The 21,959-nt window shown below is 51.4% G+C and carries 18 protein-coding genes; 12 read left to right on the top strand and 6 right to left on the bottom strand.

The window, feature by feature from the left end; all coding sequences use genetic code 11:
* Nucleotides 1–8: 8 nt before the first annotated feature.
* The 4 genes from AC07N2_RS14425 to AC07N2_RS14440 all read left to right on the top strand — a co-directional run bounded on the left by AC07N2_RS14425 (nt 9) and on the right by AC07N2_RS14440 (nt 5,279).
* Nucleotides 9–764: an ABC transporter permease gene (locus AC07N2_RS14425; protein WP_494778867.1), complete on the top strand. Its 756-nt coding sequence runs from the start codon at nt 9–11 to the stop codon at nt 762–764.
* A gap of 48 nt (nt 765–812) precedes the next feature.
* A complete protein-coding gene (locus AC07N2_RS14430; protein WP_494778868.1) occupies nt 813–3,230 on the top strand; it encodes a hypothetical protein in 2,418 nt (805 codons plus the stop codon).
* Nucleotides 3,231–3,422: 192 nt separating this feature from the next.
* The gene (locus tag AC07N2_RS14435; RefSeq protein ID WP_494778869.1) at nt 3,423–3,899 is read left to right on the top strand and encodes a hypothetical protein; all 477 of its coding nucleotides are present in this window, start codon (nt 3,423–3,425) and stop codon (nt 3,897–3,899) included.
* A gap of 141 nt (nt 3,900–4,040) precedes the next feature.
* Nucleotides 4,041–5,279, top strand: a complete 1,239-nt coding sequence (locus AC07N2_RS14440; RefSeq protein WP_494778870.1) for a tetratricopeptide repeat protein — start codon at nt 4,041–4,043, stop codon at nt 5,277–5,279.
* A gap of 91 nt (nt 5,280–5,370) precedes the next feature.
* Here AC07N2_RS14440 and AC07N2_RS14445 read toward each other — a convergent pair whose 3' ends face one another.
* Together AC07N2_RS14445 and AC07N2_RS14450 are read right to left on the bottom strand one after the other, a co-directional pair.
* Nucleotides 5,371–6,738 (bottom strand): sensor histidine kinase, encoded by a 1,368-nt coding sequence (locus AC07N2_RS14445; protein ID WP_494778871.1) that lies wholly within the window; start codon nt 6,736–6,738, stop codon nt 5,371–5,373.
* Nucleotides 6,735–7,400, bottom strand: coding sequence for a response regulator transcription factor (locus AC07N2_RS14450; protein WP_494778872.1), 666 nt, complete (start codon nt 7,398–7,400; stop codon nt 6,735–6,737). Before AC07N2_RS14450 ends, AC07N2_RS14445 begins: the two co-directional genes overlap by 4 nt.
* A 265-nt stretch (nt 7,401–7,665) precedes the next feature.
* On the opposite strand from AC07N2_RS14450, the gene AC07N2_RS14455 reads away from it, so the two are divergent.
* The 5 genes from AC07N2_RS14455 to AC07N2_RS14475 all read left to right on the top strand — a co-directional run bounded on the left by AC07N2_RS14455 (nt 7,666) and on the right by AC07N2_RS14475 (nt 13,857).
* Nucleotides 7,666–8,208, top strand: coding sequence for a hypothetical protein (locus AC07N2_RS14455; RefSeq protein WP_494778873.1), 543 nt, complete (start codon nt 7,666–7,668; stop codon nt 8,206–8,208).
* 32 nt (nt 8,209–8,240) lie between these two features.
* Nucleotides 8,241–9,212 carry a hypothetical protein gene (locus AC07N2_RS14460; protein WP_494778874.1) on the top strand — a complete coding sequence of 324 codons (972 nt, stop codon included), beginning with the start codon at nt 8,241–8,243 and terminating at the stop codon, nt 9,210–9,212.
* 40 nt (nt 9,213–9,252) lie between these two features.
* Nucleotides 9,253–10,767: a hypothetical protein gene (locus AC07N2_RS14465; RefSeq protein ID WP_494778875.1), complete on the top strand. Its 1,515-nt coding sequence runs from the start codon at nt 9,253–9,255 to the stop codon at nt 10,765–10,767.
* Between the two features lie 119 nt (nt 10,768–10,886).
* The gene (locus AC07N2_RS14470; protein WP_494778876.1) at nt 10,887–11,612 is read left to right on the top strand and encodes a hypothetical protein; all 726 of its coding nucleotides are present in this window, start codon (nt 10,887–10,889) and stop codon (nt 11,610–11,612) included.
* A gap of 133 nt (nt 11,613–11,745) precedes the next feature.
* Nucleotides 11,746–13,857 carry a TonB-dependent siderophore receptor gene (locus AC07N2_RS14475; protein ID WP_494778877.1) on the top strand — a complete coding sequence of 704 codons (2,112 nt, stop codon included), beginning with the start codon at nt 11,746–11,748 and terminating at the stop codon, nt 13,855–13,857.
* Nucleotides 13,858–14,120: 263 nt separating this feature from the next.
* On the opposite strand, the gene AC07N2_RS14480 is transcribed toward AC07N2_RS14475, so the two are convergent.
* Nucleotides 14,121–15,431, bottom strand: coding sequence for an MFS transporter (locus AC07N2_RS14480; protein WP_494778878.1), 1,311 nt, complete (start codon nt 15,429–15,431; stop codon nt 14,121–14,123).
* Nucleotides 15,432–15,757: 326 nt separating this feature from the next.
* Nucleotides 15,758–16,660, bottom strand: coding sequence for a LysR family transcriptional regulator (locus tag AC07N2_RS14485; RefSeq protein ID WP_494778879.1), 903 nt, complete (start codon nt 16,658–16,660; stop codon nt 15,758–15,760).
* Between the two features lie 103 nt (nt 16,661–16,763).
* On the opposite strand from AC07N2_RS14485, the gene AC07N2_RS14490 reads away from it, so the two are divergent.
* Nucleotides 16,764–17,378 (top strand): NAD(P)-dependent oxidoreductase, encoded by a 615-nt coding sequence (locus tag AC07N2_RS14490; protein WP_494778880.1) that lies wholly within the window; start codon nt 16,764–16,766, stop codon nt 17,376–17,378.
* A gap of 99 nt (nt 17,379–17,477) precedes the next feature.
* On the opposite strand, the gene AC07N2_RS14495 is transcribed toward AC07N2_RS14490, so the two are convergent.
* Both AC07N2_RS14495 and AC07N2_RS14500 read right to left on the bottom strand, forming a co-directional pair.
* The gene (locus AC07N2_RS14495; protein WP_494778881.1) at nt 17,478–17,975 is read right to left on the bottom strand and encodes a hypothetical protein; all 498 of its coding nucleotides are present in this window, start codon (nt 17,973–17,975) and stop codon (nt 17,478–17,480) included.
* Between the two features lie 152 nt (nt 17,976–18,127).
* Nucleotides 18,128–18,628: a DUF1269 domain-containing protein gene (locus tag AC07N2_RS14500; protein WP_494778882.1), complete on the bottom strand. Its 501-nt coding sequence runs from the start codon at nt 18,626–18,628 to the stop codon at nt 18,128–18,130.
* Between the two features lie 288 nt (nt 18,629–18,916).
* On the opposite strand from AC07N2_RS14500, the gene folE reads away from it, so the two are divergent.
* Both folE and AC07N2_RS14510 read left to right on the top strand, forming a co-directional pair.
* Nucleotides 18,917–19,555: a GTP cyclohydrolase I FolE gene (gene folE / locus AC07N2_RS14505; protein WP_494778883.1), complete on the top strand. Its 639-nt coding sequence runs from the start codon at nt 18,917–18,919 to the stop codon at nt 19,553–19,555.
* Between the two features lie 262 nt (nt 19,556–19,817).
* Nucleotides 19,818–21,926, top strand: a complete 2,109-nt coding sequence (locus tag AC07N2_RS14510; protein ID WP_494778884.1) for a TonB-dependent siderophore receptor — start codon at nt 19,818–19,820, stop codon at nt 21,924–21,926.
* Nucleotides 21,927–21,959 lie beyond the last annotated feature (33 nt).

Consider the following 21,959-nt stretch of genomic DNA (forward strand, 5'->3'; position numbering starts at 1 on the left):
GGACGCGCATGCGCATATTGGGTTTAAAACCGTCATGGGGCTGGGCCGCCCTGCCTGCACTGTTGCTGATGTGGAGTCTGGCAGCCAGTCGCTTCCCATCCTATATCCTGCCGCAACCATGGGAAGTGGCACAGGAAGGATGGCGCTGGCTGGAAAGCGGCAAGCTGTGGGTGCACCTGGGCGCAAGCTTGCTGGAGGAACTGGGTGGCTTCGGTGCTGCCATCGTGGTGGCGATCATCGTCGGTACTGCCGCCGGCATCTCACGCAATGTGCGCGAATTCATCACGCCCTTGAATGGCTTGTTCATGGCAATTCCGCCGATTGCGTGGGCGCCGCTGACCATGATCATCTTCGGCATTGGCTACCTATCGATCATCGTGGTGATTTTCATTGCCGCCGTCTGCCCGATGACACTCGCAATACAGGATGGCGTGCAGGCGATCCGTGGTGGCGAAGTCCGCGCTGCACGCATCCTCGGCGCGAATCGCTTGCAGTTACTGATCCACGTCTACTTCCCCGCCACCCTACCCGCTTTCACCACTGCACTGCGCGTCGGCTTCAGCCAGGCATGGCGCGCGCTGGTAGCCGCAGAAATGATAGGTGCGTCACACGGCATAGGCTGGATGGTTTCTACCGGCGGTCAGATAGGCAATGCAAGCCAGGTATTGCTGGGCATCGTACTCATCGGCCTCATTGCATGGCTGGCCGAAAGCCTGGTTTTCCGCCGCATCGAGCGCCGTTATCAGCGCTGGCGTAGTCACTAAGCGAGCACCGAACCTCTAAATAGCAATTAATAGACATCAGGAAACATCATGAGCAAGAACAATCCATTAGACCTCTCGCAACAGTATCAAGCCCTGCGTACCAAACTGGGCCCGCACTATGCGCCCGAAGGCTTGTATGTACAGAACAAAAAGCTGCCTTTTGTCGGCCGCGTCAGCTGCAACGTCAATCGTCTGGAAACCGGCAGCTGGAACGAAATCGTCATCGACTATGAAGTCGGTGCGGCAGGCCTGGCCGATGGCGGCTGGTTCAAGGCGACCTTCAAGTTTTACTCGGACTGGGCCTTGTTCCAGACCAGCGATCCGACCGCTGCCAATTACATCAGTGCCGAATACCAGTCCGGCAAACTGGTACCGGGACAAAGCCCGGCGACCGTGCAATCGTTATCGGTACGTTTCGATCAAAAAGGCCACGAACGTCCATTCCAGAAAGCCATCATCGTCGATGTCGTCGACGGCTACCTTAATGCCGGTGATCACATTATCCTGCGCATAGGCGACCGGCGCGGCGGCGGTCCCGGCACACGCGTGCAAACCTTTACTGAAGACCGTTTCCGTTTCCGCTGCTACGTCGATCCGCTCGGCACTTCTCGCTTCGCTGCCGTCCCGGGCGACATCGTGATCGATATGGCACCCGGCGCAGCCGCACGCTTGCTGATCGCCGGTCCGCGCTTCGTACGCAATGGACAGACTGCACCTTTCCGCTTCTCACTGCAGGATCGCTGGGGCAATGCCTGCCATGCACAAGGTGGCAGCCTCTTGCTGCGCGCCTATTCTGGCGATGCCATCGTCTATGAAAAAACACACGCTTTACCCGATGCCTTATCGAATACCGGCTGGGCCAGCATAGGTATCGACGACTTGCCGAGTGATCGCGGCGACCTGCAATTGGTTGCAGAATTACCTGAGCACTCATATGTGCGTCCAGCAATCGCACACTTGAGCATAGACGACAGCTTCCCGGCACCACGCTCCTTCTACGCCGACCTGCACGTACACGCCAGCGACACCGTCGGCACTAACAGCCCGGCCTACAACGCTGCGTATGCACGCGACATCGGCGGCATCGATGTGCTCGGCTATACCGCCAACGATTTCCAGATCACGGATGAGAACTGGCAGCTCGGCGTCGATACCGTAGAAGAATTCAACAAGCCCGGACATTTCGTTTGCTACCCAGTGCAGGAATGGTGTGGCAGTTCGACCGCAGGTGGCGATCACAACGTGGTCTTCCTCGGCGATGCTGCTCCTGACTTCCCCTACAACGCACGCGGCGAACACAATCGGACCTTCCTGTGGAATGAAGACATGAAAGGTTCCGCCGTTGAAACCGGACGTTGGCCAGTTGAAGAACTGTGGGCCGCCTACATCGACGATCCTGAACAGCACCTGATCATGCCGCACGTCGGTGGCCGTCGCTATATTCCAGACTGGCATCATCCGGAACTGGAACGTCTGGTCGAGATCGCATCGAGCTGGGGCCACTTCGGCTGGCTCTATCAAGACGTCATCACACGCGGTTATCGCATCGGTGTGGCCGCCAGCGGCGACGAACATCGCGGCCGTCCCGGCGGCGGGCCACCAGGCACGCAGGTATTCGGCGTCCACGGCGGATTGACAGGCGTCATCGCGGAATCACTGGACAGACGCAGCATAGGACGCGCACTGCGAGCACGCCACACATGGGCAACCACCGGTGAACATACTGCTTTGCTGGTGAACTCCGATGAACATATCCAGGGCGATGAATTCACCCACTCCGGTCCGTTGAAGCTCAACTACAACTTCCTCGGCAGCGCAGGCTGGGATGAAATCGCCGCCTACGATCACACCGGCCTGATCTGGAAACGCAACCTGCATGAAGAGCTCGGTTACTCGGACCGCCTGATCCGCCTGCGCTGGGGCGGCGCACGCGTGCCGGATCGTTATCGCTGGGCATCGTGGCGTGGTCGCATCACGATATTGAATGGCACCATCAATCGTTTCCAGTCACATGGTTTTGAACATGGTGAAGAAAACTGCTGGCGCGAAGGCACGACCGACATCGTATTCCGTAGTGACACTTATGGCGATGCCGACAGTATTGATATCGACATCACCAATCTGCAGAACTGCACGATACGCATAGAAGGAACGATAGACAGCTATATCAAGGTCGGTGATCCTCTGCAGCCGAATCCGTTCAAGCATGTACCAACCTTCCAATGGGAAATCAGCGGCACATCCTTGTTACAGGAAGGTGGCCTTAGGCAGGAACTGGGTGGAACAGAGCTATTCCTGGCATTGGAACGCTTGACCGAAAAAGCCCTGCCCGTCACGGTACAGGGTGAACTTGAAGTTGAATTGAAACAGACGTCCTTCGGACATCACCCGATCTACTTCACCGGCCGCCAACAAGACGACAGCAAGGTCTGGTCATCTGCGATGTTTGTTACGCCAATTGATTGACGGAAACAGCCTTAAGTCCAGTCTCCAAAGCTAATTAAAAAGCCCGCATACGCGGGCTTTTTTTTCATACAACAAGCAAATGATGAGAGCCAACAAAGCAAGCCAAAAACCGTAGCAAACACCTGCCGCTCTCAACTTAATGTTGATCCTGCCGTTAATGATTTACCAGCTCTTAGCTTAAAAGGTTCACCGATGAACGTCACATCCGTTAATAACACTGCAATGACATTGCCTACAGCTGCGCAAGCTCAAGAACTCGCCCCGACACAAGCTGAAACAAAGGCAGACGATGACACGGATGAAAAACCAGCCAGTACCAGAGTCACCATATCCGACTTGGGACAGATACTCTCTGCAAAGGGAAAAGCAGCCACAAAAAATCAAGACATCGATAGCAGCAACCTTCCTGACACGATTAAAGATTTGCTCAAGCGAATTCGACAACTCAAAGAACAAATACAAGAACAACAGCAAAAGCTGAATGCCATCATGGCGAATCAAAAACTAAGCCCGGAAGAAAAGCAGAAACAACTGCTTCAGGTGCAAGCCACGATCAGCTCGCTGAGCGGCTCACTTACCTCCGCCTATGGTCAACTGGAAAAAACAATGCGCGACCAGGATTTGACTCAGGATCAGCAGGTTGCGGCGGCGTCCTTACTGGCGTCTTAGTTATAGAAAAAACGACACTAACTGATAGTTGCTTCCTCGCAGATGCACGACGAGTACTATAGACAACAAACCGCTTACGTATTTTTTATTGTCGCTATCCTCACGGCCATTCAGATGCCGACAACAGCTAATGCATGATAGATGTGGCATCATAGAAATACCTTTTCGGATTCTATTCGTATCTATTCTGGGTCTGTTCATCATCATGCATGTATTGCTGCAAGAAATGACACACCGCACATGCGAACCAAGCAAAGAAATATGCCCATAAAACATTCTCCTCTGCTGGTTAATGTACTTCTATTGCTAGCAATCGCGAGCCAAGCGCCAGTGTTTGCCAATAACGAACATAACGATGACAAAGCATTGCTACCAGCAATTCAGGAACTGGGACGCGGCCGTGATTTTAGACAGTCATTGACAACGCCAGTGCCAGCGATAAATACGAATCAACTTTCGAGCAAAGAGCTGGCTGAAAATTATCGACTCGCATCGACTCGTTTTCAGGCGCGTGATTATGTAGCTGCCATCTCCTCGGCAAGGCGCTATCAAGCACTCGGCGGAACTGCACCGGATATACAACGATTATTGGGACGTGCTTACTTCTTGAGTGACGATATTCCGAACGCAACCCGTGAGCTGCAAAAGGAAGTCCAGAACGCTGAAAAAGCTGGTCATATTCCGGCTGAGGATAGCTTGCGTTTGCTCGGGACTTGCTATCAACGACTCAACGACAGTAACGCGTATGCATGGAGTCTGGAGCGAATGGTTATCTACCACCCGCGCAAAGAATACTGGGCGGAATTGCTGGAACAAACACAAAAGCGCCCTGACTTTGGTGCGCGTTTGGCACTAGATGTACAGCGTTTACGTTTTTTGACTGGAGGACTGAATACTCCTGCCGATTATGTTCGCATCATCAGTATGTCATTGCAGCATGGCTTTCCACTGGAGGCTAAAGTGCTGCTGGACAAGGGTATTGCCAGCGGTATGCTGAGCAGCACAGGTCAAGGTGAAGCACAGATCCATTTGTGGAGCAAGGTGCGCACCATGGCAGAAGAAGAAAAGAAACGACTGGCCAAGCTTGAGGCTGATACTAAAACTGAAACCACCAAAAATCCATTGACCGTAATCGACCTCGGATTTTCATTTGTTACCAATGGCGAATTTCAAAAAGGCTTATCGCTAATGGAAGTCGGTATCGGTAAAAATCAACAGAGTCGTACGCCGCAAGATGCCAAATTACGCCTTGGCATTGCGTACCTGATGGCCGGTCAGAAAACCAAAGCGCTGGATACCTTTAAAGGTGTTGGCGGCATTCATGGTGCAGCAGATCTGGCACGGCTGTGGTCGATTTATGCCCAGAGCAGACCAGACTGAACTCAATTTTTTGGCAGCACCAATGCCACACTGATGAAGTTTCGTTACCCGAAAAGATTTGATACTGCATTGCACATAAGCACTCAGCTGCTTATGAAACCATCGCCCGGACGGGAATTTCGATTTGCACATGGAGGCCGCTGCTGTTCACCGAACGGCGAGCGAACATACTGCCATGATGTAGCGTAATGATGCTGCGACAAATGGCCAGGCCAAGTCCATTACCACTAACTTCTGCGCCAGGTTTGGTGAAGCGTACAAAACGCTCGAACATTCGTTCGCACTGACTGTCATCGAGTCCCGGGCCTTGATCGCTTACGCTGATGCTCCAGCTGTTGTCGTTGAGCGTCGAGACCAACGTGATGCGGCCGCCAGCGGGTGAAACATGAATCGCATTGACCAGTAAATTAAGCAAGACCTGACGTATCCAGTGCGGCTCGAACAGCGCATTGCCAGCACCGATAATCTGCATGTCAAAATGCAATTCATGATGCTCTGCCAGCACGATTGCATCCTGCATAAAGCTATCCAAAAACACACCAACATCGCGTGGTTGTAGATCAAGCGCGATGGCATGTGCGTCAGCGCGTGACAGGAACATAAGGTCTTCGATGATACGGGTTAGTCGCGCCACCTCTTCCAACTGAAATTTGGCTGCCTGACTGCAAGCTGCTGGCACGCCTTCGATACGCATCATGTGTTCGGCATTGAGGCGAATCAGTGTCAGTGGCGTTTTCAGTTCATGTGAAGCTTCCGAGGTAAAACGTCGGACCTGATTGAAGGAAGCTTCGATGCGATCAAACATTTGATTGAGCAAGCGCGCTAGGTCAGATATCTCATCATGCACCTGACTGACTGGAATACGTTTGCTCAGATTGTCTTGTCGAATACTGTCGGCGGTGTCGCGAATCAGCCGGATCGGTGTCAGCACCAACCCACTCAACCAACGTCCGATGCCGAGGCTAAGGACCAGCATTGATAGCAATAAGCCTGCGCAAATTTTGACGTAATTGTGCATGACGTCGAGCACAGGTTGCAGTGGAGTGGCAATGGTGGCGGTAAATGGTGCCATCGGAAAGTCTCCGGCGCGTGCTTCACCCACATCATTGATATGGATGCTGTAGCGTTCTTTACCGGCGATGGCCGGAATAGCGTGTTGTTTCAGATTGCTGGAACGGAAGACTACGCCGTGTTGCGGCGAATCGATATCGATATAAAACAGCGCCGGCGCCTGATCGGTCGTTTCTCGAATGCGCATTTCGATGTAGGGCTGACTCAAGGTTGAATAATCTGGCCCCAGTCGTGCGGCAATTTGCTGAAACTCTGCTTCATTGAGAAGGTCCAGACCATGCAGCAAATGATTTTCAAGCAGAATGTAACCAGCAGCAAACAATCCGGCCAGCGCAGTAGTAGTCGCAGCCGCGTACCAGATAGCAATACGAACGCCAATCGAACTCATGCGAACTGATAACCAACTCCACGCACCGTCTGGAAAAATACCCGACCGGTGGCTTCCTCCAGCTTGCTACGCAAGCGGCTCATATGGACATCGAGCAAATTAGCGTCAACATCAAAATGTGAAGACCAAATTTTTTCGGAAATCAACGTACGAGTCAGGACCCTACCCTGGTTGTGCATGAATATTTCCAGCAGTGCGTATTCGCGACTGGTTAGTTTCAGCGCTTTGCCATCGACCGAAAAAGTATGGTTCCAGATATCGAGTCGTAGGCCATCGTGTTCAAGGATCGTTTTCTTGGCGCTGGCCTGACGTCGTACCAGTGAGCGTACACGAGCTTGCAATTCTTCCATGCTGAAAGGTTTTGGTAGATAGTCATCGGCACCGAGATTGAGTCCCTTGATGCGATCGTCAACGGAGTCGCGTGCGCTCAGTACCAGCACAGGTTCATTGAACCCGTTATCGCGCCATTGCTTGAGCAGATCCAGACCATCGCCATCAGGCAGGCTCAAATCGAGAATGATGGCATCAAATGTACTCTCGGCCAGAGCATCGTGTGCGGCACTACAACTTTGCACCCAGACCGTGGTGTAACTACATTCGCTCAAGCCGAGCTGAAGGAAATTACCCAGACGAGGCTGGTCTTCTACTATGAGCGCCTTCATGATCTATCCCCATATTCCTTGATTCGATACAGATATTGCGCAGATTTCCATCTGCAAGAAACTGATGCCTGCTTGTCGTTTCCGATGCCATAAGTTTGCTTTTTGAAAAACATTTTATATGACATCCAATAGATATTGCGGCATTTGTTTGATGCTGTTGTTTGGTCTTTACAACCTGAAATAATCGTCAGGTTTGCTTAAGCATTTGGCAAGGTGCGACGCTGACAATGCAAGCTCTTACAAGATCAAAACTAGGAGACAAAGAGTGAAAGCATTAGCAAAAATCGCATTAACTGCCATGTGTTGTTTGCCGGCTGCCATGGCAGCTGCACAAACAGCTACAGTCGGTACCGCACCCGTTATCAAGAATTGGACTGCACCGTCCTACAAGATGTTTAGCCAGACCTTGGTTGATGAAACCATGGCGCAACATCCTGAATTGCTGAGTCTGACCTTGCAAGGAGAGCCGCCAGGTCACAAAGGTATCAACACCATGTTTGCCGGTTCCTTTCCAGAGCGCATCGGAAAAATGTCCGCCGATGTCGATGTGCAAGTCATCGCAAAAGGCTACACCATTCTCGACCCGCGCTGGAATCGAGATGAGAGTCCACGCAAATCAGTTTATCTCTTGCCGTTGCGTGACAAGGCCGGTCAAAACATTGGACTGAGCGTGATCGTATTCAAGAATCCGGTCGGCACCAACAAATCAGAAAAAGATTTCTTCCTGCAAGCATCAGCTATTCGTGATGGTCTGGCTACACGTATAGCCAACCATGCTGCGCTGTTCGCTCCGGCCCAGTCACGCTGAGTTCTTCGCCCTTCTATTCCAAGGAAATTTCAATGAACTTCACCAGATCCATTCTTGCGCTGGCGGCTGCTGCCGTCACGCTTACAGTGCCGGTCAGCGCGGCTGAACCGGTTGCTTACAAGGTAGTGAGCAATATCAAGACTGATGGCCAGGGCAATGTCAATGGCTTGCGCGTTGATCAAACTGCACGTCGTTTATATGTTGCACGCGATAGTGGCATCGACGTGATTGATATAGATAGCGATAAAAAGGTCGGACAAGTTGCAGTGCGCGGCGGTGCAACGGTCGTTGCTGTCGCACCAGATTTGCGTCGCGGATTTGCTGGTAGTACTAGCGATAACAGCATCACCATTTTCGATCTGAATACCTTTCAGGTAATCAAGACCGTCAAATCGACCGGTGCAGAACTGGCTGCAATTGAATACGAGCCACGTTCCAAACGCGTGTTTGTCAGTAGCCGTAACGGCAAACTGACTGTGCTTTCGGCAGAAAGTGGTGATATCGCAGGCACTGTAGCGCTGGGCGGCAAATTGCGAGGCATTGGTTCCGATACACGGGGCAGCGTATTTGTTGCGGATGCCGAGCGCAATGCTCTGCATGTAGTCAACACCAAAGATCTAACAGTACGTGGCAGCATCCTCACCTGGCCGGCAACCCAGCCAACCGCACTAACAGTCGATGACAAGGAGCGTCGTGTTTACGTTTCCACCGCGAGCGGCCGCATGATCGTGATTGATCCTGATATCGGCCAGATGGTGGGCTATGTACCTACTGGCAACGGTGATACAGGCATTGCTGCGCAATATGCGCCGAATCGCTTCGTTCGTCTGTTTGTACCAAGTGCCGATGGCGTATTGACCGTGGTGCAGAACGCAAAACTGACGGCGTCGGTCGAGAGCAAAGTACCAGCTCTAGGCACACGCTCGACGGCAGTTGCAGTTGACGGAAAAAGCGGCCGTGCCTATCTGGCCAGCGCTGCCGAAGTACTTGTCTTGAACAAATAAAAAATAACAAAACCTACATCCATTATTCGGAGACAGTTTCATGAAGAGATCGATCATCAGTTTTGCGGCTGCTGCGCTTGCAGTCATGGCCAGTATGGCCGCCAGCGCCGAACCAGTATCGCCAACCGCGCTGAACGGAAAGAAAGCCTTGTTTGTAATTGGAGAAACAAAGAAAGGGACACCGAACGACGACGGCCTGATCAAGGAGTATCTGGAGTCGCGCGGCATGTCAGTAACATTTGCCAATGTCGGTGAAAGTGCCAATGCTGTGCAAGGCAAGGACATTGTGTTGATTTCCTCTACCGTCAATGCACGCGAACTTGGAAACCGTTATCGCAACGTCACTGTGCCTGTGGTTAGCTGGAATGCGTATAACTTCGGCGACATGGACATGACTGGCAAGGCACTGCACAAGGATTTTTCCGTAGTGCGCGAAAAAGTATTCCATAACGCCAACCATGCCGCCTACTACGCTTATTCGGTGAGCGGCACCAAGCCAATCAACAATGCTGCCGGACTGCCGTCTGGTATTTTTGCACCATTCACATTCAGTGCGGGTGAAACTGACCCAAGCTGGGGCAAGCCGACACTAGCTGCCGACATCTCTGTGTACTTTGAAGGCGATCCTGACAAAGCCGGTGTGTTCTCTTACGAAAAAGGCGCATTGATGTCACACGACATGCCAGCGCCAGCACGACGCGTTGGACTATTTCTTGGCGACAACAGCTTTTCAGTCTTGACCGATGCCACCGGACCAGCAGCACAAGATCCAAAGAATCGCGCCTGGTTTGCCGGTCGCAAATTGTTCGACGCTGCATTGCGTTGGGCGGTCAGTCCGCCTGAGGCACCGATTCAAAAGTTTGATCCGGCACAATTTGAAGCAGCGATGAGCAAAAGCGTCAAAGGCAAAAAGCTCTTGTACGTGCGTCGTTTCGATATGCCATGGCCAGCCAACGAAGCATCGGATCAGGCGCACCTGGCTTGGTTGAAAGCGGTAGGCTTTGATGTGACGGCTGTCGATCAGATGGAACCGGATAGTCATGCCAAAGGCAAGGATCTGATCATCATTTCAGCCTCGACCAACAAATACAAACTGGGTAACAAATACTCCGACGCTACTGCGCCTATGGTCGTGCTGGAAGCCAAGGCCGTTGATTCCTTCAATATGGTCGGTCGCCGTCGCAATACCGATTATGGCGTCAACGACCATAAGGAAAGTCTGTATCCACCGGAAGCTTATGTACACATGATACGCCCGGCACATCAGCTGTCGGCTGGTTTCCCATCCGGCAATTTCAAACTGTACAAGACACCTGGTGTTCTAGCTTGGTCGCGTGTACCACCCGGCGCAGAAATCATTGCATCGATTCCAAATCAACCTGAGCACGGCACGTTCTTTGGGTACGAAAAAGGTGCATCGATGGCAAACGACCATATCGCCTCGGCTCGTCGCTTGTTGTTCCCGATGGACGCTACCCGCTTCCCGGACCTGACCGATGAAGGTCGCGTCTTGTACGGCAATGCCTTGATGTGGTTGCTGAGCTCGGCCAAATAAAACACAGCACATCGTTGCGCGAACCATCACGATGATTCGCTACCCCAGGTCTGGAACATGCTTACGCTTACTGCGGCGTGTTCCAGTCCTTGCCCCCCCTATTTCCGGAGATTCCCAACATGTTTTCTTTGTTAAAACGTCGTCACCTGCTGACCTTGGCACTGCTTCCTTGTATCTTCCCCGCATTTGCAGTAACAAGCGCGCAGGCAGAATCGGTGCACGCCATTGTGACCTTTCCGCAAACGACGACGATCACGCCTGATTCACAAGCACGTGTGGAGGGCTGGAAGACTGCCGGCCTTACTTCCCGCAGTCAATTGCTGACGGCACAGCCAGGACAGGAAAAAGCTGGTTTCTCTAGTATTTTGTTGCTGGATTTCCGTAATGAAAAATCCTATGCACAGTGGCATGAGCAAGCGAAAAAGGAGCTGGATGCCAATGCTCGCATTCGCCGTGCCGATGTCATCCGAGCTGATGGCAAGGCACCACCGGCCGTTTCAGCCGCAGTATATGTGGTGAGTTTTTACGATACCTTGGTAGAACCTGCCGCATACAAAACCTACACGGATCAATACATTTTGCCGAACATGCACAGCCAGCAAAGATTGGGTGTGATGGCGCGATATGCGATGTACCTGGAACGTGAGCCGAATGGCACCAAGGGACGTTCGATACTGGTGATGGAATACAAGGATAAGGATGCTTTTGCACGACGCGAAGAGGTCAAGGACAAAGGTGCCAAGAAGCTGCTCGAAAATCCGCAATGGAAGAATTACAACGGTATCAAAAATACGATCCGTACCCATACCTCGGAAACCGTTGCAGTCACCGTCGGGAAAAAATAGGCGCGATACCAATCTTCCTGAGTCAAAACCGGACAGTGCGTCTATGTAACGCACTCCTATTCCAGGCGCGCAAGTGCAGACAATGTCACTGCTCACAGATGACGTCACCGCGCCAACAGCAGGAGACAAAAAGATGAAAACCAGAAGCAAGCAGCATACTCGCAGCAACCGGCTCAAACCGGTGCTGTATTCGATGATCGGTTTTTCCAGTCTGTACTTCCCGGCCTACGAAGTCATGGCCCAGGAGCGAGAAAAAAATAAAGCAAACCTGCAAAACACCGCTGATGCACATCATCCAGCAACCGGTGGTGAAGCAGCAGACTCTGGTTCATTACCGATGACCAAGAGCGTGGTGTCCAGCCAAGATATGGAGGATACGCAAGAAGGTTATGCAGAAGCAGTCAAAAACGTGGCTGGTGTCACCAGCAACAATGCCCGCGGCACTGCCAATGACAGCATCAGGATACGCGGCATTCAGTTAAATCTGTTTACCAGCTATCGCCTTAATGGTGGTTTGCCTACGGCTGGCGTGATTTCGTCACCGACTGAAAACAAAGAACGTATCGAAGCACTGAAAGGTGCAAATGCACTGATGTTCGGGATCGCCAGTCCGGGCGGCATCATCAATCTGATCACCAAGCGTGCCGGCGAAAAGGATGTTACTGCCGCCACGCTATCCGGCAACTCGTTCGGCCAGATCGGTACCTCGGTGGATGTCGGACGACGTTTCGGCGATGAAAAGCAATTCGGCATGCGCGCCAATGCATCGGTCACACATTATGAAAACGGCGTGCATGGCGCATCCGGGCGTGGACAGTTCGCCAGTCTAGCCGCCGACTGGCGTGTCAATCGTGATCTGACACTGAAAATCGATTATGAAAACTATACTCGCGACGTTGTCGAACAAGCTCTGATTGCAGTATTGAAACCAGTTAACGGTGTAATTCAGGTCCCAGCAGTCCCAGATCCGACTCGTTTATTGTCTGGACCATGGGCACTGTATACACCTCGAACCGAGAACATCCAGGTCCGTGCTGATTACAAACTCAATAGAAACTGGAACTTGATGCTGGAGGCCTCGCAATCATCATCATCACGTTCACGCTTTACTACCCGTATCCGTGATTACAGTGTGACTACCGGCGATGGCCGTGTCGATACCACAATCATTCGTGACCAACGTTACGTCAATAAATTTGCCCGTGCGGAAGTGGATGGTCGTTTCTCTACCGGCAGCTTCAAACATGATTTGACGATAGGCGTGGCGTCCAGTGAGCGCAATGCTAACCAACCTAGTGTGGTGACCGTCACGGGTTTTCAGAATATTTTCAATCCCGTCAGACTGCCGGCGCCGACCATGCCGACTCAAAGCCCGACTTACCTGCCGCAGAATAGCAAGGATCTTGGTGTTTACGCTTACGATGCAATTCAGTTGAATCGTCAGTGGAAATTGCTAGCCGGTTTGCGCGAAACATTTTACGAAGCTAAAAACGCCACTGCCGGAGGTTTTGTGACAAGCAAAAGTCGGGTTCTGTCACCGGCACTGGGTATGCTGTATGACGTCTTTACGCACACCACCTTGTACGCCAGCTACATGAAGGGACTGGAAGAAACCGGCAGTGCGCCAGTTGGTGCTGCCAATCAGTTCCAGATCTTGCCACCAGCCTCTGCCCAACAAATCGAAATCGGCATTCGAAATAACTTTGGCAACATCAATACCAGTGTGGCCTATTTCGATATTTCACGGGCTAATGCAGTCACTGATCCTGTCTCGAATGTATTTCTGATCGATGGTACCAATAAGTTTCAAGGTATCGAAGCTACGGCCGGGATCGACTTTAATCGTCACTGGTCGCTGAATGCTGCCGGTCAATATCTGAAGGCGGAACAAAACCCGAATCTCAATCAGGCACTGCGCGGCCTAGTACCGGAAAACACACCCAAACTAACTGGCAACATCACGCTCACGCACAAACCTGCTTCGATTGTCGGATTAAGTCTGAATACCGGCGTTAGCTACATCAGCTCGCGTTTTGTGAATGTGCTGAATCAGGCAGAAATTCCGGCCGTAGCTTTGTTTAATGCAGGCGCCAGCTACGCAACATCAATTGCAGGTCGCAAAACTTCATTCCAGTTCAGCATCGATAACCTGACCAACAAGCGCTACTGGAATTCTGTATCTAGTGGCACCTACGGCGCCGGCATGGAACGCAGCCTGCGTTTCAATTCCAAAGTCGAGTTTTGATTCGATGAACTGCGCATCGTCACCATGTTGCGAAAAAGGATGCTGGATGTGATTGTCGGCAGTCTGATTTTCTGTAACTAATTACCGTGTGTACCCCATAGGTCGTTTAATTTTCGACGGCCTTTTCGGCTACTTGTTGGCAACAACAAGTAGCTTTTTTTATATCGACGTTAAAAATCCAATCGTCCTCTTAGAAAAATCTCAGACAATAAAAAAGCCCGCATAAGCGGGCTTTTTTTTCAACTAGTAACAAGCAGCGATGCTTACTTGTTCACCAGCGAACGTGGTTGCAACAGAGCCAGGCATGCGCCCAGTATCAAAGCGCCAGCCACGAAGTACATACCAGCGTTGGTGCTGCCAGTGACGTCTTTCAACCAGCCAACGATAGTTGGGCTGACGAAACCTGCCAGGTTACCGACCGAGTTGATCAAGCCGATACCAGCTGCAGCAGCTGCACCACCCAGGATTGCACTTGGATAGGTCCAGAACACTGGCATGGTCGACAGCATACCGGCAGTACCCAAGGACAATGCCATCAACGCCAACACTACGTTGTCGCCATAGATCGTGCTCAGGAACAAGCCGATACCACCCAATGCACTTGCAATCGCAAAGTGCCAACGACGCTCACGCATACGGTCAGCGCTGCGTGCAACCAGCAAGGTAGCGATCACGCCGCAGGTGTATGGAATCGCGGTCAAGAGGCCGACGTCCAATGCATCTTTAACGCCTGAAGCTTTTACCAAAGTTGGCAAGTAGAAGCTGATGCCATACAGACCCATCATGCAGCAGAAGTAGATTGCAGCCATCAACCAGACTTTTGGATTGGTGAAGACGCTCGCTACCGAGTGCGATTTGCTACCGACAGCATTGTCTTTGGCGATGTTTTCTTCGAGGATTGCTTTTTCGCTGTCCGACAACCAGGAAGACAAACGGATGCTGTTAGGCAGGTAGAACAAAGTCATGATGCCGAGTGCCAGCGAAGGAATCGCTTCCAGCAGGAACAGCCATTGCCAGCCGTGCCAGCCATTAACACCAGCGAAGGCATTCATGATCCAGCCCGACAAAGGACCGCCGACCACACCAGCGATAGGAATACCAATCATGAACAAAGCGTTCATGCGGCCGCGACGCGAAGTCGGGAACCAGTAGGTCAGGTACAGCACGATGCCTGGGAAGAAACCGGCTTCTGCTACACCCAGCAGGAAGCGGATCACATAGAACATGGTCGGCGTAGTGACGAACATGGTCGCAGCAGACAGGATGGACCAGGTGATCATGATGCGGGCGATCCAGCGGCGCGCACCAACCTTATGCATGATGATGTTACTTGGTACTTCAAACAGGAAGTAACCGATGAAGAAGATACCAGCGCCGAGGCCGTAAATTGTTTCGCTGAACTGCAAGTCGTTCAACATACTGAGCTTGGCAAAGCCCACGTTGACGCGATCGAGATAAGCCGCAACGTAACAAAGGAACAAGAAAGGCAGCAACCGCAAGGTTACTTTGGCATAAATACTATCTTCCAGCTTTTCGCGCGCGCTGGAGGTACTGCTAAGAGGAATGGAGCTCATATTTAATGTGTTAATTCAGAATTGTCAGGCCGAAAGCACAGAAAGCGAAATTTCGCCTTCTGCTCATGCCGGATGGTGCAGTGCCTCCAAAGGAGACAATACTCATACTAAATTGCTACATGTGCTGGATTGGCAGACGTTTGCGACAGCCGGTGCAGGATAAATACCGGTCAAATAAGAGCCAGTTTTGCTGGCTCCGGGATCATAGCATTCGACATTTAGCACCACACATGCAAAAAATTCATCCTTAGATGAAAATAATGCTGCGAAGCAGCAATGTCAAATCTTACCGCTTTCGGCATAAAAATGCCCCATTATTTCGCAGCTCAGATCGCCCGGTCCCATAACGGCTCGTCGGTAAAACGTTCTGCCAGGAAATCCAGCATCGTGCGCAAAGTCGCCGGCATGTGCTTGCGCGACGCATACACGCCGAATATGCCAAATTCTTGCGGGTGATAGTCCGGCAATAGCGCAATCAACTGGCCGGATTGAATGAAAGGTGCGGCAAGAAAGGTCGGCAGCATGGTGATGCCCGCTCCGGCCAGCGTGGCTTGCACCAAAGACGTTGCATCATTGGCACTAATATTGCCTTTTACCGCTATATTTACCGGAAGATTGTCGCACTCCAGCAGCCACACGTTGCCGTAATAGGAATGCGTCAGGCAGTTATGCAAAACTAATTGCTCCGCCAATGTTGGTGTACCGTGCTCATGCAAATACTCAGGTGCAGCACACACCACAGAGCGACAAACTGTGAATCTGCGCGCAATCAGATTGGGATCCAACTCCTTGCTGATGCGTATCGCCAGATCGATGCGTTCCTCCACCAGATTGACTACGCGATCCTGCAAGAGCATATCGACCGTCACGCCCGGATAACGCTTTACATAAGCAGCCACGGCTTCTGCCAGATGCGCCTGCCCGAAAGAATTGCTGACCGTGATTCTGAGCAAACCCTGTGGCGCATCTTCCGGCAACGCCACGACTGTTTTCATGTCCGTTGCCAATTCCAGTATCTGGCGACAGCGCGGCAACATTTCTGCCCCGGCGGCAGTCAAACTAAGCTTGCGCGTCGTTCTATGCAGCAAGCGCGCTCCGGCCCACTCTTCCAGCTCGGCCAGATAGCGCGAAACGACGGGGCGTGACATATCGAGTTGATCCGCTGCAGCCGACTGGCTACCGCTATCAACGACCGTGACAAACACTTGCATTGCGGTGATGCGATCCATGATTTGACCGTTTTTAGAAACAAACTATGTCAAATAATACGCTTTTTATATCCAATTTAAGCAACTAAGCTACGAGTGTCATTCAACCTTTTAGGAGAAACACATGAGCAACATCGCAATCATCGGCGCAACCGGTCGTGCCGGCAGCCAATTACTGGAAGAAGCACTGCGTCGTGGCCATACCGTTACTGCCATCGCACGTGATACATCCAAGCTCGCAGCACGCCCTGGCCTCACTACAAAAAATGTAGACGTACTTGATGCAGCAGCGTTGGAAAAAGCCGTGGCCGGACATGATGCGGTGTTCAGCGCAGCGCACTTCTCCACCATCCCGGCCGATGCCATCATCAATCCGGTCAAGAAAGCTGGCGTGAAACGCTTGCTGGTGGTCGGTGGTGCCGGCAGCTTGTTTGTCGCACCTGGCGTAAGAGTGATCGAGACACCTGACTTCCCAGAAGCTTACAAGGCAGAAGCCACCGCAGGCGGCGTTTTCCTCAATGCACTGTTGAAGGAAAAAGAATTGAACTGGACCTTCCTGTCGCCATCCGCAGAATTCGTCGAAGAAGCACGCACCGGAAAATTCCGTTTGGGCAAAGACGACTTGCTGATCGATGCCAAAGGCAGAAGCTGGATTTCGTTCAAGGATTTTGCCATCGCCTTTATCGATGAATTGGAAAAACCTGCACATTCGCGTCAGCGCTTTACCATCGGCTATTGAAGCAAGTGAACATAAAAAAACGGTGACAGACCGCGATTGGTCTGCCACCGTTTTTTACAAGCGCGACATGATCAACTGATCATGCAATATCGAAACGCATTACTTTTGTGCTTGCTCCAATTTCCAGTACATCGCAGCCGCAACCACACCGAAAATGACATGAGCCAGCATAGTGGTGAAGCCACGCATCTCGGCAAACCACGAGAAGAAATGCACCATACCGAAAAAATTAAACAGATAAACCGCTATACCGAATACCGCACCAGTCAGCATTACCATACCTATGCTTGAATCCAAATGAAATGGCACGATAATCGCAGCCAGAATCAAGGTCAGGACGATACCCAACACATAGTGGGTAACCAATGCTGCCACCACGACGCTCACGCTGAAATCAGTGGATTGCAGCACATCTTGTCCCATGACGATTGCGGCAACCATGTGTGATGTAACCCAAGGGCTATCACCCATAATAATTGTCGCCCACAGTAATTCCAGCACCATCAACACCGCGCCTGCGGCAAATCCAGAAACCGCTGCCACAGTCCAATCTGGCATGCGTTGCTCCCACCGATGCGAATGCATGTGAAGTTCCATAGCAACCTCCGTAAAGAAAACAGTCACCGATCGTCATACTTGCGGACTCGGTAACTACCGCACAAGCGACCAGCCGTCTTAACGTCCGCGCCACCAACGGCCAGATATTTCCATCACATACTTATTGCAAATAACCTGTTCGTAAAACCTCATCAAGGGAAAACCGGAATATGCGGCTCCTCACCTCTAAAGTGCATTTCTGGATGACGCTCTGCGAGCATTTTTTCAATCTCGGTAACACGACGAGAAGGAACATCGGCAATCATCAATATCTTGCCTTTTTCCAGTTCTGGATAAAACTTTCTTAGCTGAGAATTAGGCATAGCCGCTGCGGCCATACTCGATGCCCAACCACCAAACAAGACGCCCATAATCGTCGTCACCAGCACCGTTGCCGGTCCCAGATCGTAATAGCCTATCAATAAGCCACCAAATGCCATACCAAGCAAAGCGCCGATAATCATGCCGGCAGCAGCACCGTGCAAGACATCTGTTTTAAGCAGAAAATTGGCTTCCGGCATATCGTGTGGAAGGGATGCACCGCCAGAAATAAAACTGATATGTCTTATCTCAATACGATTGAGCAACATGTCATCAAGCGCACGATGCGCGCTGTTTACGTCTGGAAGGAAGTAATAAAGTCTATGTCTCATGATGTCTCCTTTACTGACCTGCTCCGCTTTCAGTATAGGCAGTTTGTCTAGACTTACAATGTATAAACCCGTCACTTTCTTACCGCATCGCAATGTATGCGGTCGCTGTTTTCCGCAACCATTTCCTCACTGAAATTCAGCGCCTTATCTAATGCAAGAACCGTTACGGCATTCTGCGCGACAATACGGGGGACGATGCGATTTGCCAATTTCAACTAGTATGTGAAAAAAGCGCCGCAATATGATTACCTATCCGATACTGGCGAACACATCGCCTGAATGCATAAAATGAAAAAAACACCTTTCCCCGACGAACACCCATCGAATGAAGCACCACTGGTGCACAGCACAACGGATAGCGAACACGAGAATTTTTCAACGCACGATTGGCGTCGACTGTTAAGTCATCTGGGCGAAAATCCTGATCGCCAAGGCTTGCTCGAAACGCCTAAACGCGTAGAGAAAGCGTGGAAGCACTGGACTTCAGGCTACGATCAAGACCCGGCAGAAATCCTCAAGGTCTTTGAAGATGGTGCCGAGCAGTACAACGAATTGATCGTTGTGCGCGGCATTCCTGTGTACAGTCATTGCGAACATCACCTTGCGCCCTTCTTCGGCACCGCAACTATCGGCTATACACCGAATGGCAAAATTGTCGGCCTCTCCAAGCTGACACGACTGGTCGATTGCTTTGCCAAGCGCTTGCAAGTACAGGAACGTCTGACCATACAGATTGCCGATACGCTGATGGAACACGTACAGCCCTTGTCCGTCGGCGTCGTCATCCGCTGCCGCCACATGTGCATGGAAAGCCGCGGCATCCGCACACCGGGTGAAGAAACCATCACATCGGCATTGCTGGGTGAGATGCGTACCAACCTTGGTCTCAGAAATGAATTCCTGATGCTGGCGAGAGAAAAAGATTGATTCTGTAGCGCAAGGATTTGATCAATTTCCACCTCAAAAACGACACCTTGCAGTCTCAAGTCAGAAATGATTTGCATAAGTTAATAAGAATAATTATCATTACGATCAAATGATAAGCGGGCACCCAGATGCCCGTTTTTTGACCTGACTTGCACTTTCCGACGGTCAGCAAATGTCACTCCACATATAGCCAGCCAGTTCTTCTCGATCGCCAGCCAATACGATTTATCAGCGGCTTGCCGCATCGATTTTTGAGGCTATCTTGAAGCAACAACTCATTGCCGCCGCTGTAGCGGCATTATTTTTCCCTTTCCATACACAGCTCGCTTCCGCACAAAGTAAGGTCGAGCCAGATCAGGCAACTGTCACCCTACCGGAAGTCACTGTGCAAAGCGGCGACACAGGCTTTATCGCCAAGAAAGCTTCTGGTAGCACCAAATCCGATGCCACACTAATGGAGACTCCGCTATCGATCTCTGTCTTGACGCGCGAGCTGCTCGATTCGCAGCAAGCTGTCACCCTTACCGATGCTTTACGCAATGTGGCTGGCGTCAATTCCGCCAGCCTAGGTCGGCGCGGCTGGGATGATTTTTTCATTCGCGGTCAACGTGCTACTGAATCGGTGTTTCTCGATGGCTTGTCGGTGTCGCAAAACGCATGGGTTGCACAAGAACCATTCGGCATGGAACGTATAGAAGTATTGAAAGGACCGGCTTCCATTTTGTTCGGCAAAGTACAGCCTGGCGGCATGGTCAATATGGTCAGCAAGAGACCACGCAGCGATGCCTTCAACGAAGCTGGAATTACTGTGGGGAGCGACGACTTCAAACAAGCGACCTTCGATCTGGGACGACCGATTTCAGAGAACGGCAAAACCGCATTCCGCATCAATGGTCTGGTACTGGACCGCGGTGACCCTACCGATTTCGTTTATCAAAAACATCGTTGGCTGGCACCTTCGCTGTCACTCGACTTGGGGCCGGACACCGATTTCACTCTGCTCACCAGTTACAACTACAACGAATACATACGTCAGCAAGGTTTGTCGCCTTATGGAACAGTGCTTCCCAACGTCAATGGACAAATCCCTACCAATCGTTTTATCGGCGAACCGGCTTTCGGCCCTTACACATCGGAACAGTATCGTGTCGGTTATGCACTGGAACATCGCTTCGCACCTGATTTGAAGTTGCGACAGAATTTTCGCTGGCAGGAACAATCGATGCAAGGACGAGCTGTTTTCAATGGGGCGCTTGATCAGAGTGATCAACGTACGCAAAGTCGCACGGTCACTTTGCAAGACTCCAGAAGTCGCGTTCTCGGACTAGATACCAATCTTGAAAAGAAACTTGATCTGCTGGGTATGAAACACACCGTCATGGTCGGTCTTGATCTCGCTCAGGATAGAGATCGTTTCAAATCCAGTTCTTGCGCAATTGGTACCATCGACTTGTTCCAACCAGTGTATGGTTCACCCATTACATGTCCTGCTAGCTGGGAAAAAGACGCCACTACAACGATTTCATCCGCCGCCATCTATCTGCGTGACCAAATTCAACTCAATGATCGTCTTAGTCTGCAACTGGCAGTGCGCCGCGAAGATGGCAAAACTGAAACGGTGAATAACAAAACCGGCACTACGCAAACACAAAAGAATCTGGCAACTACATCCAGCGCAGGCTTGATGTACACCATCGCACCAGGTGTTGCGACCTACATCAGCCATGCGGACTCCTTCCTCCCTGTCAGCGGCACCACTTTCGGTGGCGCGCAATTCAAACCGGAGACAGGACGACAAAGTGAAATCGGCATGAAGTTTGAAGCCGATGGCGGACGCATTATTTCGGGCATCGCTTTATACGACCTGAAACGGCAAAACGTTTCGACAACTGATACTGCCCACCCGACCTTCAGCGTACAAACCGGCGAACAACACACTCGCGGCTTCGAGGCTGAAACCGCAATGGATTTGCGTAACGGCTGGAATCTGAGCGGCGCCTATACCTATACGGAAAGTGAAGTCACCAAAGACAACACCATCGCAAACGTAGGCAAACCACTAAACAACGTGCCTCGCCACAGTGCTTCCGTGTGGAGCACCTATCGTTTCAAACACGCGGCATTGCAAGGCTGGAGTATCGGTGGCGGGCTGCGTTATGTCGGCACTGTACGTGGCTACTCATTTAACTATGTGATTCCGAGTTACACCGTGGCTGATGCCGCCGTCAGTTATCTCGGCAACGGCTATAAATTGGCCTTGAACGTCAAGAACCTGTTCGATAAAACCTACTATGCAGGCGGCTTGAGCAATAACGTCGTCGCCATGGGCGATCCACGTCAGGTATTACTGAATCTCACCTTCTTCTTTTAAAATTCAACATACAAACGGGCTTGCTGATGCAAG

It is taken from the genome of Herminiimonas sp. GW821-FHT09C12, assembly GCF_059416385.1.